16 protein-coding genes and 1 pseudogene are annotated in these 15,636 nt (G+C 64.4%); 8 read left to right on the top strand and 9 right to left on the bottom strand.

Features of this window, described 5'->3' with window-relative positions; translation table 11 throughout:
• Positions 1-379 precede the first annotated feature (379 nt).
• The 3 genes from glnK (at position 380) to sutA (ending at position 2,855) form a co-directional block, all read left to right on the top strand.
• The gene (gene glnK, locus ABX298_RS09750; RefSeq protein ID WP_002555808.1) at positions 380-718 is read left to right on the top strand and encodes a P-II family nitrogen regulator; all 339 of its coding nucleotides are present in this window, start codon (positions 380-382) and stop codon (positions 716-718) included.
• Between the two features lie 46 nt (positions 719-764).
• Positions 765-2,096, top strand: a complete 1,332-nt coding sequence (locus ABX298_RS09745; protein WP_025341075.1) for an ammonium transporter — start codon at positions 765-767, stop codon at positions 2,094-2,096.
• 429 nt (positions 2,097-2,525) lie between these two features.
• On the top strand, positions 2,526-2,855 hold the full coding sequence (sutA, locus tag ABX298_RS09740; protein WP_013974748.1) for a transcriptional regulator SutA: 330 nt from the start codon (positions 2,526-2,528) through the stop codon (positions 2,853-2,855).
• A 231-nt stretch (positions 2,856-3,086) separates the two neighbouring features.
• Here the strand turns inward: sutA and ABX298_RS09735 are convergent, their stop codons facing one another.
• From ABX298_RS09735 to ABX298_RS09710, 6 genes are read right to left on the bottom strand one after another with little or no spacing between them, the layout of a single operon-like run.
• Positions 3,087-3,782: an HAD family hydrolase gene (locus ABX298_RS09735; RefSeq protein ID WP_038410237.1), complete on the bottom strand. Its 696-nt coding sequence runs from the start codon at positions 3,780-3,782 to the stop codon at positions 3,087-3,089.
• Entirely contained in the window at positions 3,779-4,678 is a 900-nt protein-coding gene (gene xerC / locus ABX298_RS09730) for a tyrosine recombinase XerC (protein ID WP_013974746.1), read from the bottom strand. The genes ABX298_RS09735 and xerC overlap by 4 nt, the downstream gene beginning before the upstream one ends.
• A complete protein-coding gene (locus ABX298_RS09725; protein ID WP_015272252.1) occupies positions 4,678-5,388 on the bottom strand; it encodes a DUF484 family protein in 711 nt (236 codons plus the stop codon). The genes xerC and ABX298_RS09725 overlap by 1 nt, the downstream gene beginning before the upstream one ends.
• Positions 5,389-5,401: 13 nt before the next feature.
• Entirely contained in the window at positions 5,402-6,232 is an 831-nt protein-coding gene (gene dapF, locus ABX298_RS09720; RefSeq protein WP_286100750.1) for a diaminopimelate epimerase, read from the bottom strand.
• Between the two features lie 4 nt (positions 6,233-6,236).
• Positions 6,237-7,484, bottom strand: a complete 1,248-nt coding sequence (gene lysA, locus ABX298_RS09715) for a diaminopimelate decarboxylase (protein ID WP_075046726.1) — start codon at positions 7,482-7,484, stop codon at positions 6,237-6,239.
• 9 nt (positions 7,485-7,493) lie between these two features.
• Positions 7,494-7,700, bottom strand: a complete 207-nt coding sequence (locus ABX298_RS09710; RefSeq protein WP_367394351.1) for a lipoprotein — start codon at positions 7,698-7,700, stop codon at positions 7,494-7,496.
• Between the two features lie 297 nt (positions 7,701-7,997).
• Between ABX298_RS09710 and cyaY the strand changes: the two genes are divergently transcribed.
• From cyaY to rnk, 3 genes are all read left to right on the top strand, one after another.
• Positions 7,998-8,330 carry an iron donor protein CyaY gene (cyaY, locus tag ABX298_RS09705; RefSeq protein ID WP_004575827.1) on the top strand — a complete coding sequence of 111 codons (333 nt, stop codon included), beginning with the start codon at positions 7,998-8,000 and terminating at the stop codon, positions 8,328-8,330.
• A 1-nt stretch (position 8,331) separates the two neighbouring features.
• A complete protein-coding gene (locus ABX298_RS09700) occupies positions 8,332-8,556 on the top strand; it encodes a DUF1289 domain-containing protein (RefSeq protein WP_013974742.1) in 225 nt (74 codons plus the stop codon).
• Between the two features lie 146 nt (positions 8,557-8,702).
• Positions 8,703-9,113, top strand: coding sequence for a nucleoside diphosphate kinase regulator (rnk, locus tag ABX298_RS09695; RefSeq protein ID WP_025341069.1), 411 nt, complete (start codon positions 8,703-8,705; stop codon positions 9,111-9,113).
• Between the two features lie 116 nt (positions 9,114-9,229).
• On the opposite strand, the gene ABX298_RS09690 is transcribed toward rnk, so the two are convergent.
• Positions 9,230-12,085: a class I adenylate cyclase gene (locus ABX298_RS09690; RefSeq protein ID WP_367394350.1), complete on the bottom strand. Its 2,856-nt coding sequence runs from the start codon at positions 12,083-12,085 to the stop codon at positions 9,230-9,232.
• Between the two features lie 172 nt (positions 12,086-12,257).
• Here ABX298_RS09690 and ABX298_RS09685 point away from each other — a divergent pair, with 172 nt between their 5' ends.
• A complete protein-coding gene (locus ABX298_RS09685) occupies positions 12,258-12,710 on the top strand; it encodes a YaiI/YqxD family protein (RefSeq protein ID WP_013974739.1) in 453 nt (150 codons plus the stop codon).
• A gap of 179 nt (positions 12,711-12,889) precedes the next feature.
• On the opposite strand, the gene elbB is transcribed toward ABX298_RS09685, so the two are convergent.
• Positions 12,890-13,549, bottom strand: a complete 660-nt coding sequence (elbB, locus tag ABX298_RS09680) for an isoprenoid biosynthesis glyoxalase ElbB (RefSeq protein ID WP_025341066.1) — start codon at positions 13,547-13,549, stop codon at positions 12,890-12,892.
• A 112-nt stretch (positions 13,550-13,661) separates the two neighbouring features.
• On the opposite strand from elbB, the pseudogene ABX298_RS09675 reads away from it, so the two are divergent.
• A pseudogene (locus ABX298_RS09675) lies at positions 13,662-14,240 on the top strand (sterol desaturase family protein); the annotation flags it as partial.
• Between the two features lie 549 nt (positions 14,241-14,789).
• On the opposite strand, the gene ABX298_RS09670 reads toward ABX298_RS09675, so the two are convergent.
• Positions 14,790-15,434 (bottom strand): DedA family protein, encoded by a 645-nt coding sequence (locus tag ABX298_RS09670; RefSeq protein ID WP_085704029.1) that lies wholly within the window; start codon positions 15,432-15,434, stop codon positions 14,790-14,792.
• Positions 15,435-15,636 lie beyond the last annotated feature (202 nt).

The raw sequence follows: 15,636 nt of genomic DNA, 5'->3' as shown, positions 1-15,636 counted from the left end.
ATGCATTGCCGGGGCCGCTGTGCGGCCCTTTCGCGACACAAGGCCGCTCCCACAAAAATCATTCGCCCTCGCCACGCAGTTGCACATTTTTCGAGCAATGCGCCAGGTCTGGATGCACCGAAATTGTGCATGTTGCGCATGCTGGCGACTGGCCAAGCCCGACTGATTCACATAACTCGCTGTTTTCCCGAGCTTTGACGGAACTGGCAAGGTTTCTGCAAAGACCACTGCGAGCCATGCACTGATGCAGTTCCTTGTGACCAGGCAGTGCGCACGCGGAGCCGGATGCCGACGACGCGTTACAAAGCCAAGCGCTGCGCTTAGACTTGAGACGGGTTTGTTTTCCTGGGGCAAGTCCACCAAATCGGGAGAGAGTTTCATGAAGCTAGTCACAGCCATCATCAAGCCGTTCAAGCTGGACGACGTGCGCGAGTCGCTGTCGGAAATCGGCGTGCAGGGCATCACCGTCACCGAAGTCAAAGGCTTCGGTCGGCAGAAGGGCCATACCGAGCTGTATCGCGGTGCTGAATACGTGGTCGATTTCCTGCCCAAGGTGAAGATCGATGTCGCCATCGATGACAAGGACCTTGATCGGGTAATCGAAGCCATCACCAAGGCAGCCAACACCGGCAAGATCGGTGACGGCAAGATTTTCGTGGTGAATCTGGAGCAGGCGATCCGTATCCGTACCGGCGAAACCGATACCGACGCGATCTAAGCAGCAACAAAGCCTCACCAAACCCAACGCCCCAGGAGAAAACAACATGACTCTGCGTAAGATCGCAGGGCTAGGAGCCCTATTGTCCCTCGTAATGCCCGGGCTTGCCCTGGCCGAGGAAGCTGCCCCAGCGCTGAACTCCGGCGACACCGCCTGGATGCTGACCGCAACGGCGCTGGTGCTGTTCATGACCATTCCGGGCCTGGCCCTGTTCTATGGCGGCATGGTGCGTTCCAAGAACGTGCTGTCGGTGATGATGCAGTGCTTTGCAATCACTGGCCTGATGAGCATTCTCTGGGTCGTCTACGGCTACAGCATGGCCTTCGATACCACTGGTATGGAAAAGGGCGTGCTCAACTTCAATTCCTTCGTTGGCGGCTTCTCCAAGGCGTTCCTCAGCGGCGTCACGCCCTCGAACCTGACCTCGGCTGCCGCGCTGTTCCCTGAAGCAGTATTCATCACCTTCCAGATGACCTTCGCCATCATCACCCCGGCGCTGATCGTCGGTGCCTTCGCCGAGCGCATGAAGTTCTCCGCGATGCTGGTGTTCATGGGCATCTGGTTCACCCTGGTCTACGCGCCGATCGCGCACATGGTCTGGAGCGGTGACGGTGCACTGATGTGGGACTGGGGCGTGCTGGACTTTGCCGGCGGCACCGTGGTGCACATCAACGCCGGTATCGCGGGCCTGGTCTGCTGCCTGGTGCTGGGCAAGCGCAAGGGCTACCCGACCACCCCGATGGCCCCGCACAACCTGGGCTACACCCTGATGGGCGCGGCCATGCTGTGGATCGGCTGGTTCGGCTTCAACGCAGGCTCTGCCGCTGCCGCCAACGGCACCGCCGGCATGGCCATGCTGGTGACCCAGATTGCCACCGCCGCCGCGGCCCTGGGCTGGATGTTCGCCGAGTGGATCGGCCACGGTAAGCCGAGCGCCCTGGGCATCGCATCGGGCGTGGTCGCCGGCCTGGTCGCCATCACCCCGGCTGCCGGTACCGTAGGCCCGATGGGTGCCCTGGTGATCGGCCTGGTCTCGGGTGTGGTCTGCTACTTCTGCGCCACCAGCCTCAAGCGCAAGCTGGGCTATGACGACTCGCTGGACGCCTTCGGCGTGCACGGCATCGGCGGTATCATCGGCGCCATCCTCACCGGCGTGTTCGCAGCCCCGGCGCTGGGCGGCTTCGGTGCCGTCACCGACATCGGCATGCAGGTCTGGATCCAGGCCAAGGGCGTGATTTTCACCGTGGTCTACACCGCCATCGTCACCTACGTGATCCTCAAGGTGCTGGATGTGGTGATGGGCCTGCGGGTCAGCGAAGAAGAAGAGTCGGTCGGCCTCGACCTGGCTCAGCACAACGAGCGCGGCTACAACCTGTAACTGCGACGCGGTAAAAACTTGCCCGGCTTGCCGGGCATTTTTTTGCCAGATTTTTAGCATTTCCCGCACGGCAAACGGTTTATCCGACACGTTCGCGACGTAGGCGGAAATCTTACAAAACGCAGAGCATTCATGGTGCTTTGCTTTTTCTGCTGGCGCGCTAGAATGCGCGCCGAAGGGTGTTTGACGAGTAGTCCACACGCTTCGCCAGCCTTTGCTAGGCTTGCCAATAGCGTGTGGCCAGCAGGGGCTAAAGGATTTGTCAGGTCCTGCCAGGAGCAGGGCCTGCTGGGTGCCGCCTCCCATCAGGAGCGCCGACCCTAGGGCAGTGGCCTAACCCACGGCCAGTTGAATTTTCACTGGTGGCTGCCGGTCTACGGCTGCACTGGTCTATAACTAACCTGCTTTTCGCAAGTCATGAGGTAGAACATGAGCGACGACGATCTGGAAAATGATGACCTCGAAGTAGGCGACGAAGACGAGGGCGATGAAGGCCTCGAAGCGGCAGCTGATGACGGCGCCGAAGACGCTGGCGATGACGACAGCAGCCCGGCACCCGCTGCCAAGGGCAAATCCAAGGCCGCGGTCTCGGTAGACGAGATGCCGAGCATGGAAGCCAAGCAGAAGGAGCGTGACGCCCTGGCCAAGGCCATGGAAGAGTTCCTTGCTCGTGGCGGCAAGGTTCAGGAAGTCGAGGCCAACGTGGTCGCCGACCCGCCCAAGAAGCCGGACAACAAGTACGGCAGCCGCCCTATCTGAGTGGCTGATCGAAAAAAAGCCCGCCGTCGCTGCGGGCTTTTTTGTGCCTACTGTTCAGGCCAGGTTGACGCGGTCCCTGTAGGAGCGGCCTTGTGTCGCGAAAGGGCTGCGAAGCAGCCCCAGGGTTTTCGCGTAGATGCACGAATTGCTGGGGCTGCTTCGCAGCCCTTTCGCGACACAAGGCCGCTCCTACAACGGGCCGCGCAGGCTTCGAGGGCTGTGCAGTACCTGTCAGCGCCAGCGCGCGAGGATGTCGGGTAACTGCGACAGGCGCTGGATCTCGGCATCAGGCGCCTGTTCGCCTGCCCACGCCTTGCCCTGCGGGTTGAACCACACCGCGCGCAGCCCGGCACGTTGGGCGCCGGCGATGTCATCGCCCGGGTGGTCACCGATGTGCACCGCCGCGCTGGCTTCCACGTCGCCGCGGCGCAGGGCTTCGAGGAACGGCGCCGGGTCCGGCTTGCCGATGCCGAGGTCCTCGGCACACAGGGCAAAGCGGAAATAGTCCGCCAGCCCCAGCCGGCTCACGTCGGCATTGCCGTTGGTGACCACGCCCAAGGTGTAGTGATGGCGCAGGATCTCCAGCACCGGCTGCACCTCCGGGAAAATCTCCACCTGGTGGCGGGCATGCAGGAATACTTCGAAACCTTCGTTGGCCAGCTCCTGCGCATGCTTTTCGCTGTAGCCGACTTCTTCCAGGGCATGGAACAGCACCCGTCGGCGCAGGGCGCTGATGCGGTGCTTCAGACCGGGTTCGGCCTGCACCAGGCGCTCGCGAATGGCGAACAGGTGCTCCACCGGCACGCCGCCAAGGATTGGGGCGTTGGCTTCGAGCCAGTCGCGCAGCACGACTTCCGCGCTGGCAATCACCGGCGCGGTATCCCACAGGGTGTCGTCGAGGTCGAAGGTGATCAGCTTGATGCTCATGAGTCTGTGCCTTTGCTGCGTTTGGCCCGAGGGTGGGCGCTGTCGTACACCGCGGCCAGGTGCTGGAAGTCCAGGTGGGTATAGATCTGCGTGGTGCCGATGTCGGCATGGCCGAGCATCTCTTGCACTGCGCGCAGGTCCTGGGACGATTCCAGCACGTGGCTGGCGAAGGAATGGCGAAGCATGTGTGGGTGCAGGTGCTGGCCCAGCTCGCGCTCACCGGCTGCCTTCACCCGTTGCTGAACGGCCCGTGGGCTGATGCGGTTGCCCTGGCGGGTGATGAACACCGCGCGGTCGCGCGGGTTGCCGATGCCGCGCAGGCGGTACCAGGCCTGCAACGCTTCGCGGGCCTTGCGGCCGACCGGCAGCACGCGGGCCTTGCCGCCCTTGCCCAGCACCTGCACCAGGCCGGCGGCGAGGTCCAGGTGATCGAGGTCGAGGTTGGTCAGCTCGGACAGGCGCAGGCCCGACGAATAGAACAGTTCGAGGATGGCCTGGTCACGACGGGCGATGAAGTCATCGTCGACACCGCCATCAAGCAGTTGCAGGGCGCGGTCGGTGTCCAGCACCTTGGGCAGCCGGCGTTCGCCCTTGGGCGCGCTCAGGCCGCTGGCCGGGTCGTGCTGGCACAGGCCTTCGCGGTTGAGATAGCGGTACAGGCCACGCACCGCCGACAGTAGCCGGGCCAGGCTGCGCGAGGACTGGCCGTGGTGGTGCTGGCGGGCGATCAGCTGGCGCAGCTGCTGGATCTGCAGCGCCTGCCAATCGGCAATGCCGTGCTCCTTGCAGTAGGCGACCACCTTGTCGAGGTCGCGACGGTAGCCCAGCAGGGTGTGCTCGGACACCTGGCGCTCGTTGCGCAGGTGTGCGCAATAAGCCTCCAGCTGGCGTTCCATCAGCGTACCGGGCGCAGGGTCTGGGTAACGCGTGGCACAACGCGGCCAAGTACCTCGGCAATGTAGCCAAGGAACAAGGTACCGACGCTGCTCTTGTAGTGTTGCGGGTCGCGGCTGCCGATCGCCAGCACCCCGTGCAGGCCCTGGTATTCCAGGGCAGCCACGGCGCTGGAGCCCACTTCCCGGCGCTGTTCTTCACCGAACAGGAAGGCCAGCTCGTGCTCGCGCAGGTTGCCGCTGACCGTCTTGCCGCCGCCCAGCAGGGCACCGATGGCCTGCTGCGCTTCGGCGTTGCTGACCCAGCGCCCGACCGGCGCGACGTTTTCGCCGAACAGGATCAGGCTGACGAAGGGCACCTGGAATTCCTGGCGCAGGCTGTCTTCGACCGCCATCACCACTTCTTCCAGGCTGCCGGCGTCGAGCAGGTCGAGGATCAGCCGGCGGGTCTTGTCGAACAGCCGGTCGTTGTCGCGGGCCACGTCCATCAGTTGCGACAGGCGGTGGCGCATCTCGATGTTGCGGTCGCGCAGCAGCTTGAGCTGGCGCTCCACCAGCGACACGCTGTCGCCACGCTGGTGCGGGATGCGCTGTTCGATCAGCAGCTCGTCGTGCTCGGCGAAGAAGGTGGGGTGGGCGCGCAGGTAGGCGACCACCGCTTCAGCATCGAGCTCGGCGGACTGCTGGGGTACAACCTGGGGCTGATCGGTCATGGCGGTTACTCGCTTAGAGACGAACCTGTCCTTCGTAGACGCGTACGGCCGGGCCGGTCATCAGCACGGGCTTGCCGGGGCCGGCCCATTCGATGTGCAGGCGGCCACCGGGCAGGTCGAGGGACACTGGGGAGTCCATCCAGCCCTGGCTGATCGCCGCCACGGCGGCGGCGCAGGCGCCGGTGCCGCAGGCCTGGGTTTCGCCCGCACCACGTTCCCACACACGCAGGTTGGCGCGGTGGCGGTCGATGACCTGGAGGAAGCCGGCATTTACCCGCTGCGGGAAGCGTGGGTGGTTTTCGATCTTCGGGCCCAGCTGGTGCACAGGGGCGGTACGCACGTCGTCGACACGCAACACGGCATGCGGGTTACCCATGGACAGGGCGGCAATCGAATGCACTTGGCCGTCGACTTCCAGTGGGTAGTTCAGCGCCTGCTCGTCGGCGACGAAGGGGATTTCGGCAGGGATGAAACGCGGTGGGCCCATGTCGACACTGATCTGGCCGTCGTTCTGCACGTCCAGCTCGATGATGCCGCTCTTGGTTTCCACGCGGATACGCTTTTTCGCGGTCAGGCGCTTGTCCAGCACGAAGCGGGCGAAGCAGCGCGCACCGTTGCCGCACTGCTCGACCTCGGAGCCGTCGGCATTGAAGATGCGGTAGCGGAAGTCCACTTCCGGGTTGTTCGGCGCCTCGACGATCAGCAACTGGTCGAAGCCGATGCCGGTGTGGCGGTCACCCCATTGCTTGGCGTGCTTGGGCTGGATGTGCGCGTGCTGGCTGACCAGGTCGAGGACCATGAAGTCGTTGCCCAGCCCATGCATCTTGGTAAAACGCAGCAGCATGGGCTTACTCCGGCAGCAGGCTTTCGCCAGCGTACAATTCGGCGATGGTCTCGCGGCGGCGTACTTCGAAGGCCTGGTCGCCGTCGACCAGGATTTCAGCGCAACGGCCACGGGTGTTGTAGTTGGAGCTCATGACAAAACCATAGGCGCCCGCGGACTGTACGGCCAGCAGGTCACCTTCGGCCAGGTTCAGCACGCGGTCCTTGCCGAGGAAGTCGCCAGTCTCGCAGATCGGGCCGACCAGGTCGTAGGCACGGCCTTCGCCTGCGCGTGGCTTGACCGCGCTGACACCCATCCAGGCCTGGTACAGGGCCGGGCGGATCAGGTCGTTCATCGCCGCATCGATGATGGCGAAGTCCTTGTGCTCGGTGTGCTTGAGGTATTCCACGCGGGTCAGCAGGACGCCGGCGTTGGCCACGATGTAGCGGCCCGGCTCGAACACCAGGGCCAGGTCGCGGTCGCCGACGCGCTCGCGGATCGCCTTGATGTAGTCGGCCACCAGCGGCGGCTCCTCATCGCGGTAACGCACGCCGACACCGCCACCCAGGTCCAGGTGGCGCAGGTGGATGCCGCACTCGGCCAGGCGGTCGACCAGCACCAGCAGGCGGTCGAGAGCATCGAGGAAAGGCTCGACGGTGGTCAGTTGCGAACCGATGTGGCAGTCGACACCGACCACTTCCAGGTTCGGCAGCTGCGCGGCGCGCACGTAGATGGCCTCGGCGTCGGCGATGGCGATGCCGAACTTGTTCTCTTTCAGGCCGGTGGAGATGTACGGGTGGGTGCCGGCGTCGACGTCCGGGTTGACCCGCAGTGAGACCGGGGCAACCTTGCCCATCTCGGCGGCCACCACTTGCAGGCGCTCCAGTTCGTCGGTGGATTCGACGTTGAAGCAGTGCACGCCGACTTCCAGGGCACGGCGCATGTCGTCGCGGGTCTTGCCGACGCCGGAGAACACCACGCGGTCGGCACGGCCGCCAGCGGCCAGCACGCGCTCCAGCTCACCGCCGGAGACGATGTCGAAGCCTGCGCCCAGGCGCGCCAGCACGTTCAGTACGCCGAGGTTGGAGTTGGCCTTGACCGCGAAACACACCAGGTGCTCGGTGCCTTGCAGGGCGTCGGTGTAGCTACGGTACTGGGCCTCGATGTGGGCGCGCGAGTACACGTAGGTCGGGGTGCCGTAGCGTTCGGCGATGGCCGACAGGCCCACGCCTTCCGCGAACAGCTCGCCGTCGCGGTAGTTGAAAGCGTTCATCTGGTTTCCTTACTGCGTTGGCGACTGCTCGGGCTCGAGCTCCGGCTGCTGCTCTTGTACCGGGGCCGGCTTGGCTTTTGGCTGGTGCTGGTGCGACTTGTGCGCTTTGCCGTTATCGCCGTCTTCTGGCAGATACAGCGGGCCTTTCTGGCCGCAGGCCGAAACGAGGCAGGCAACAGCGACCAGCGCCGCGAGGGAGGAAATCAGGCGCTTCATGGGTGAAATCCTTAGAAATATGCAGTATTGCGCCCGAGTATACCGAGCGACCGACGGCTTGCCTATGCGAGGGCCGGCCCGCCGGGCGGGCTATTCTTACCGCCTGCAAGGGCCCTTTCGCGGCTGAAGCCGCTCCCACCTCGACCGCATCGGCCTCACGCCATGTGCAGTACCTGTAGGAGCGGCTTTAGCCGCGAAGGGGCAAGTGAAGGTAGCGGCTAAACCTTTGCATTCGGCGGCAAGCGCCCGTATCTTGCCGGGCTTGCCTGTAACGCAGCCAATTTCGAGGTTCCTGCAATGAGTTTGAGTGAAGCGCGTTTCCATGATCTGGTCGACGCGACCCAACAGGCCCTGGAAGACCTGTTCGACGAGAGCGGCCTGGACCTGGACATGGAGAACTCCGCTGGCGTCCTCACCGTCAAGTTCGAAGGCGGCGCCCAGCTGATCTTCAGCCGCCAGGAGCCGCTGCGCCAGCTGTGGCTGGCCGACCGTTCCGGCGGTTTCCACTTCGACTACGACGAAGACAGCGGCAAGTGGGTGTGCGAGAAGAGCGAGGAGCTGCTGGGCGAAATGCTCGAGCGCATCGTCTGGGAGCGGGCCGGCGAGAAGCTGGACTTCGACGAGATCTGACATGAGCAGCACCCAGGCCCGGCCGCCCAAGCCGCTCTACAGCAACGTCAGCCCCGCAGTACCGTCGCCCTGCATCAGCGTTTGCCGGCTGGACGAACAGCGGGTCTGCACGGGTTGCCACCGGCATGTCGAGCACATCCGCGAATGGCGTTCGGCCGATGACGAACGGCGCCGGCAGATCTGCCGCGAGGCCCAGGCCCTGCGCGACCAGGCTAAGGCACACTGATCGCAGGGGCTTGAGTATTTACCCGGCTGTGGTAACGTCGGGTTCTGCGTCGGTGACGCCAAAGCCTTCACAAACCCCGCCCTTGGGCGGGGTTTTGCTTTATCTGCACGATGAAAACCGCCTGTTCAAAGGAGTCTGACTGGATCATGAGCACCAAGCCTTCCCTCATCCTCACCCGATTGGACGTACAACGTCTGGAGCGTCTGATCGACAGCCTCGACGAGAGTACGCCGGGTGTGCTCGCCCTGCAGGACGAGCTGGACCGCGCCGAGCAGGTGGTCGGTCACGAGGAAGTCCCGGCTGGAGTGGTGACCATGAACTCGCGCGTGCACTGCCGTGAGGAAGCCAGCGGCAAGGACTACCACCTGACCCTGGTGTACCCGAAGGATGCCGGGCCGGAAGGCAAGGTCTCGATCCTGGCGCCGATCGGTTGCGCCTTGCTGGGGTTGTCGGTGGGCGCGCAGATCGACTGGCCGGCCCCGGGGGGCAAGACCCTCAAGCTGAAGCTGCTGGAAGTGGAATACCAGCCGGAAGCGGCGGGCGATTTCGACCTGTAAGGGCCAGGGGGCCGCTGTGGGAGCGGGTTTACCCGCGAAGAAGGCGACGCGGTGTATGGCACCGGCTTCGCCGGTGTTCGCGGGTGAACCCGCTCCCACATGTGTCCCCCGGCAACTCAGGATCCTTCTGCCAAAACCTGCTCCAACCCCTCGTTCAAAGCCTGCTCCAGCTCCCGCTTGTAGCGCAGGTACAGCTGCGTCGACCCCAGCTGGTCATCCAGCAACTCGGACAAATCCAGGTCAGTGATGTAGCAGCGGTACTGTCCTGCACCATGTCGCTGCCCGAGGATTTGCCGGGCCGCTACCGCATACAGCTGTTCACCATGCTCCAGTTCGGAAAACTCCTGCTGGTCGCAATACAGCGTCACGTGCGCCGCACCCGCCACCCCGGCCTGGATGATCGCCTGCACCTCATAGTAAGGCTGGTCGCTACCCTCGAGCGGGGCCTGGCGCGGCTCGACGCTGCGCGCCTTGCCTGGCCCGGAAGGCAACAGTTGCGCGTAGTGGATGTCCAGTGAGGCCGCGCGCTGGGTGTCCAGCGGCAGCCGGGCATCACGGCGCATCACCACCGAACGCAGAAAGCGCTGCAGCGGCAACAGCAAGTGGGCTTCGTCGTGCAGAGGCAGGCGTTGCTGCCACAGGGCATTGTATTCATCCAGCACGTACAGCTCGGCCCAGCCACCCTGCAGGCGGTAGAACACCTGGATGCAGGCCGGCCGGCCCTGCTCCAGCACCAGGTGCAGGTCGTGGTCCTGCAGGGCGTTGGCGTCCAGGTACAGCGGGCTGTAGGCGCTACGCTCTTCGCCCAGGTGGTCCAGCAGCGCCTCGTGCTCGGCCAGGGTGGTGAGGCCGACATGCCCGGCCAGCAGCTCCAGCACATGGGTGTGCTGGGCCACCTGCAGCAGGTAGCGGTGGTTCAGGCCCTGGTCCAGCAGCAGCTGCACGGTGTCGAAGATTTCCTCCACGCGTTGGCCGATGGCCTGCGCGCGGCTGTGACAGAAGCAGCGCACCCGCACCCTCGGCCGGTGGCCGCGCAGCACGGGGCTGTTGAGGAAGTCGCGCAGGCAGCGCACCAGCGCGTGCTCGCCGTCATAGCGCTGGACCAATACCTCGTTCCAGCTGTTGAGGGTGACCTGGTCCAGGGTCAGGACCAGGTTTTCGCGCACGCCTGCATAGCTCAACGAGTCGGTACGCTCGGTGGTCATCAGGATGTTCAGGTCGCGGTGGTGGCGCAGTGGGTCGATGGCGACGTTGACCAGCAGCAGCACCTCGTCGGCAACGCTGGGTTGCAGCAGGCGCACTTCGCTGACGGTCGGCAAGGGCAGGGGGATGCTCTGTTGCAGGCAGCCGACCAGGTTGAACAGCTCGAATTCGCTGAGGTCGCTGACACCCGGGTGCAGCGCCAGGCGCGTGCTGCTGTCGATCACCCCGTTGCGATGGGCCCAGGTCAGAAGCTCGAGCAGTTCGCGGCAACGCTTGAGCGGGCTGAAGTGGTCCACCTCATGGGGGCTCAGGTTGCCGGTATAGAGCTCCCAGTGGTGGCTGCCGGGCTCTTTGCGGTTAGGCGCCTGGACCAGGGTCAGGGTGCCTTCGGCCAGGTCCGGGGCGATACCGGGGTTGATCACTTCGACCTTGCCGGCGCGGCGCTCGAAGGCCGCGTAAAGGCGCCGGCCCAGCACATTGAGATCGCGCTGGTCGGCGCGGCTGCTGGCGTTCTGAGTGCGGGCGAACTGGCTGAGAAAGCGGTAGCTGTGGTTCAGTTCGGCCACCAGCTCGCGGCGCTCGACGGCAACCTGCTGCACTTTCCATTGGTTGCGACTGTCCAGCAGGGCCAACTGGCGCTCGTCCCAGCCCCACTCGTCGGCCAGGCGCTGCAACAGCCGACGTTGCCAGCCATTGGCCCGGGCCGGGTCACTGAGCTTCTTGTTCACCTTCAGGTACAGGCTGCGCCGCACCAACTCCAGGCGCGCATGTTCGCCACGCTGCAGCAGGTAGCGCTCGATGCGCCGGTACACCATCACGTACGGGTCCAGCTCGTCGAGGTCGAGCTGGTTGGCGAACACTGCCTGCTTGTAGTCCAGGCTCAGGCAGCGTACGGCGGGGTGTTCGCTGGCATAGGCCTCGGTCAGCAGCAGCTTGAGCAGCGACTTGTAGGGCGAGTCGATGCCTTTGAACAGTTGCCACAAGCCGGCGCCGACGAACTCGCCGGGCGGAATGTGCGCCAGGTTGCCGAGGTCGAGGGCGTCCTGGCTGCGGATGAAACGCTTGGACAGCAGGGTCTGGGTATAGGTGTGGTAATCGTCTTCCTGGTAGACCGGCACCAGCCACCACAGTGGCGTGCGCCCGGCCAGCCAGATAGTAGTGCGGTAGAACTCGTCCAGCAGCAGGTAGTGCTGGGTGGTGCCGCAATCGTCGGAACCGAGCTGGCCCTCGCGTTGGCCCTGGGCGAAACCTTGCGTGTCGATCAGAAAGAAGTGTGCCTCGGCACCCAGGCTTTCCGCCCATGCCTCCAGCAGTTGGCATTTGCGGCGCAACTCGCCCAGCAGCTCGTCGGCCAGACCGGGTGCATGGCACACCCACAGGTCCATGTCGCTGTGCTCGGCCTGGGCCAGCGAGCCCAGGCTGCCCATCAGGAACAGGCCGTGGATCGGCCGCGGCGGGTTGCCATGGCGGGCCTTGTAGGTGAACGAGCGGGCCAGGCGCTGGGCCTCGACTACCAGGTCGGCGCTTGGCTCGTAGCCCGATACGCCGGCGGGGGTGCTGCCGGAGACATAGCCCGGCAGCAACGGGTGGTTCACATGAAACAGCAGCGGCAGCAGCGTCAGCACCTGTTGCTGGCGCGTCGACAGGCCCTCCAGGGCCCGCTGCAGCCGGCCCTGGTTGAGCCGCAGGAAGCGCGCACGCAATGTCGCCAGGACCTTGCGGTCGATGCCTTCGTCCAGGTCGGGGCGGATTTCGTGGGGGTGGTTCATTGCGCACTCGGGCAGGCCAGCGGAGCTGTGGCGAGTGTAGCCTGAGTGGCGGGGTCGGATAAGCGGCAATTGAAATATTGGCGCCATTTTCCCAGCGCACGTGGGCGGCGGCTGCAGCTTTCGTTGCGCTTGAGGCATGATGGGGGCCTCAAGCTGATTGCGAGGTTTTCCGATGCGTGTGTGGATCGATGCCGACGCCTGCCCCAAGGCGGCCAAGGATCTGATCGTCAAGTTCGCCCTCAAGCGCAAGTTCGAGGTAGTGATGGTGGCGGGCCAGGCTGTGGCCAAGCCGGCGTTCGCGATCGTGCGCCTGATCGTGGTACCCAGTGGCATGGACGCGGCCGATGATTACCTGGTGGAGCACGCCGTGCCTGGCGAGCTGGTGATCTGCAGTGACGTGCCGTTGGCCGACCGCCTGGTGAAAAAGGGCGTGGCGGCACTGGACCCGCGCGGGCGCGAGTTCGACGAGCGCAACATGGGTGATCGGCTGGCGGCGCGCAACCTGTTCACCGAGCTGCGCGAGCAGGGCCAGGTGGGGGGAGGGCAGGCGCCTTATGGCGAGCGCGAGAAGCAGGCGTTTGCCAATGCGCTGGACCGGATCATTGCCCGGTTGTCCAAACCCTGAAGCGACCCGGCTGGCGGGATGGACACGACGTGTGGGAGCGGCCTTGTGTCGCGAAAGGGCCGCGAAGCGGCCCCAGGATTTCAGCTTCGCCGCATAAATTGCCGGGGCCGCGCTGCGGCCCTTTCGCGACACAAGGCCGCTCCCACGGGGACCGCGTCAGATTCTGAATCTTGCACCCGTTACTCGTGCGTCAGCTCCAGCACCCGGTCCACCAGCTTGTAGATCCCGCCAGCCGCTTCACTGATCGACTTGGCCTCCATGTACGCCGGGGTGGTCACCAGCTTGCGCTGGGTGTCCTCGACAATATCGTGTACATCGCACTCTTCATGGGTGCCACCCATCTTCGTCACGGCCGCCGCAGTGCCGGCGTCGGTACCGATGGTGCAGACCACGCCTGGCCCGTAGATCTTCGCCGCCAGCGCCGGCGAGATGCAGATCAGGCCAACCGGCTTGCAGGCATCGGCAAAGGCTTCGGCCAAGGCCAGCACATCCGGGTGGACGCTGCAGTTGGCGCCTTCCACGGCAAAGTTGGACAGGTTCTTCGCCGCCCCGAAACCGCCCGGCACGATCAGCGCATCGAAGTCCTCGGCCTTGGCCTCGCGGATGTCCTTGACCTCGCCGCGGGCAATGCGCGCCGACTCCACCAGCACATTGCGCGATTCGGGCATTTCCTCGCCGGTCAGGTGGTTGATCACATGCATCTGCGCAATGTTCGGCGCGAAGCACTGCACCTGCGCACCACGCTGGTCGAGGCGCAGCAGGGTGATCACGCTTTCGTGGATTTCGGCGCCGTCATAAACGCCACAGCCGGAAAGAATCACCGCTACTTTTTTTGTCATGCTTTTTACTCCAGTGTCGAGGCGCTAAATGTCCTCTAGTTTGGCAGATGTAGCCATAGGGATTCCTGCAAGCGCGGCCTAATCTTGGCGGATAACACCTGAGGTCGTACCCATGGACCTGATCCTGCTGGCCGTGCCGTTCTTCTTCGTGCTGATCGCCGTCGAACTGCTGGCCGACCGTGTGCGCGGCCAGCGCAACTTCACCCTGGCTGACTCGATCAACAGCCTCAGCACCGGTGCGCTGTCGACCAGTACCGGGTTGCTGACCAAAGGGGTGGGGCTGGTGACCTATGCCCTGGCGTTCGAGCACATGGCGTTGCTGCGCCTGCCGCCGCAGGCCTGGTGGGTGTGGCTGTTGGCCGTTGTCCTGTACGACTTCTGCTACTACTGGCTGCATCGTCTTGGCCATGAGCGCAACGTGCTGTGGGCTGCGCACTCGGTGCATCACCAGAGCGAGGAATACAACCTCACCACGGCGCTGCGCCAGACCAGCAGCGGGTTCATCTTCTCGTGGCTGTTCTACCTGCCGCTGGCGTTGCTCGGTGTGCCGCCGCTGGTGTTCATCACGGTGGCGTCGCTCAACCTGCTGTACCAGTTCTGGGTGCATACCCGGCACATTCCCAAGCTGGGCTGGCTTGAGTGGGTGTTGATCACGCCATCCAACCATCGCGTCCACCATGCGCAAAATCCTGCTTACTTGGATCGCAATTACGGCGGCGTGTTCATTCTCTGGGATCGTCTGTTCGGCACCTTCAAAGAGGAAGACCCGGCCGAGCCGGTGGTGTTCGGGGTGACCACGCCGCTGGCCAGCTGGAACCCGCTGTGGGCCAACCTGCAGTTCTATGCCCAGCTCTGGCACGACGCCCGTCGCGCCGGTAGCCTGTGGGACAAACTGCGCATCTGGTTCATGCCCACCGGCTGGCGCCCGGCCGATGTGGCTGCACGCTACCCGCAGGCCAAGCAGGACCTGGCGTTGTTTCGCAAGTTCGAGGTTGCCCTGGGCCGTGCGCAGCAGGCCTATGTGGCGGCGCAATTCGTGGGTTACGTGGCGCTGGGCAGCTATCTGATGGAGGTGGCCGAACGCGTGCCAACCGCCGCCCTGGTACTCGGCTGGGCGCTGATGGCGTTTGGCTTGTTCGTGCTGGGCGCGTTGCTGGAGAACCGGCCATGGGCCGTGCGCCTGGAGCTGGTACGGTTGCTGGCGAATGCGCCGGCGCTGTACCTGGCCGGCGCACTGGGCCTAGCGGTGGTCGTGCCGCTGGCCTGGTTGCTGCTCGTGGCTTACAGCCTGCTCAGCCTCTGGGGCCTGGGCCTTGCCCGCCGCCTTGCGCTCCGCGCGCAAAGTGCGGAAGCGCCGGCGCAGCCACAGCAGGCCGCCCAGCGCCAACAGGCCACCGAGCACCCATAGCTCGTAGCGCTTCACGTTGCCCAGCAGGCCTTCGAGGATGGCGCCGAAGTGATATGCGGCCGCGCCCAGGGCCACTGCCCAGATGGCAGCGCCAAGACCATTCAGCAACAGATAGCGGCGTGGCGGGTAGCCGGACAGGCCAATGGCCACCGGCATGACCGTGCGCAGGCCATAGACGAAGCGGAAACTCAGTACCCAGATGTCGGGATGGCGACGGATGTGGTCCAGCGCCCGGTCACCCATCGCCTGCCAGCGCGGTTTGCGTGCCAGGATCCTGCGCCCGTGGCGACGGCCCATGAAGTACCACAGCTGGTCGCCGGCATAGCTGCCGAAAAACGCCACCAGGCACACCAGGTTGATGTCCATGTAACCGCGGAACGCAAGGAATCCCGCAAGCACCAGAATGGTCTCGCCTTCGAAGAAGGTGCCTAGAAAAAGGGCGAAGTAGCCGAAATCCTGCAGGAATTGTTGAAGCATTTTCTGAGGTGCTGGCGAAATGAACGCGAAGCCTACCCCTTCGCGCGCGTTCGTGAAAGTGTCCAAATGTGTCTCGACATGAACAATTCCTGCTCGGAGAATGCCAGAAGCCACGCGCCATGGCTTGCCCTGGCATGTAACACAGGCGTCATAATGGGCGCTTATCTTGCCGCTCAATAGATGATAGGGCGTTAACGTCCTC

The organism is Pseudomonas sp. X4 (genome assembly GCF_040784925.1).
GTDB lineage: Bacteria > Pseudomonadota > Gammaproteobacteria > Pseudomonadales > Pseudomonadaceae > Aquipseudomonas > Aquipseudomonas putida_Z.
The sequence above is the reverse complement of the archived record's forward strand: the minus strand, read 5'-3'. Positions and strand labels throughout refer to the sequence as shown.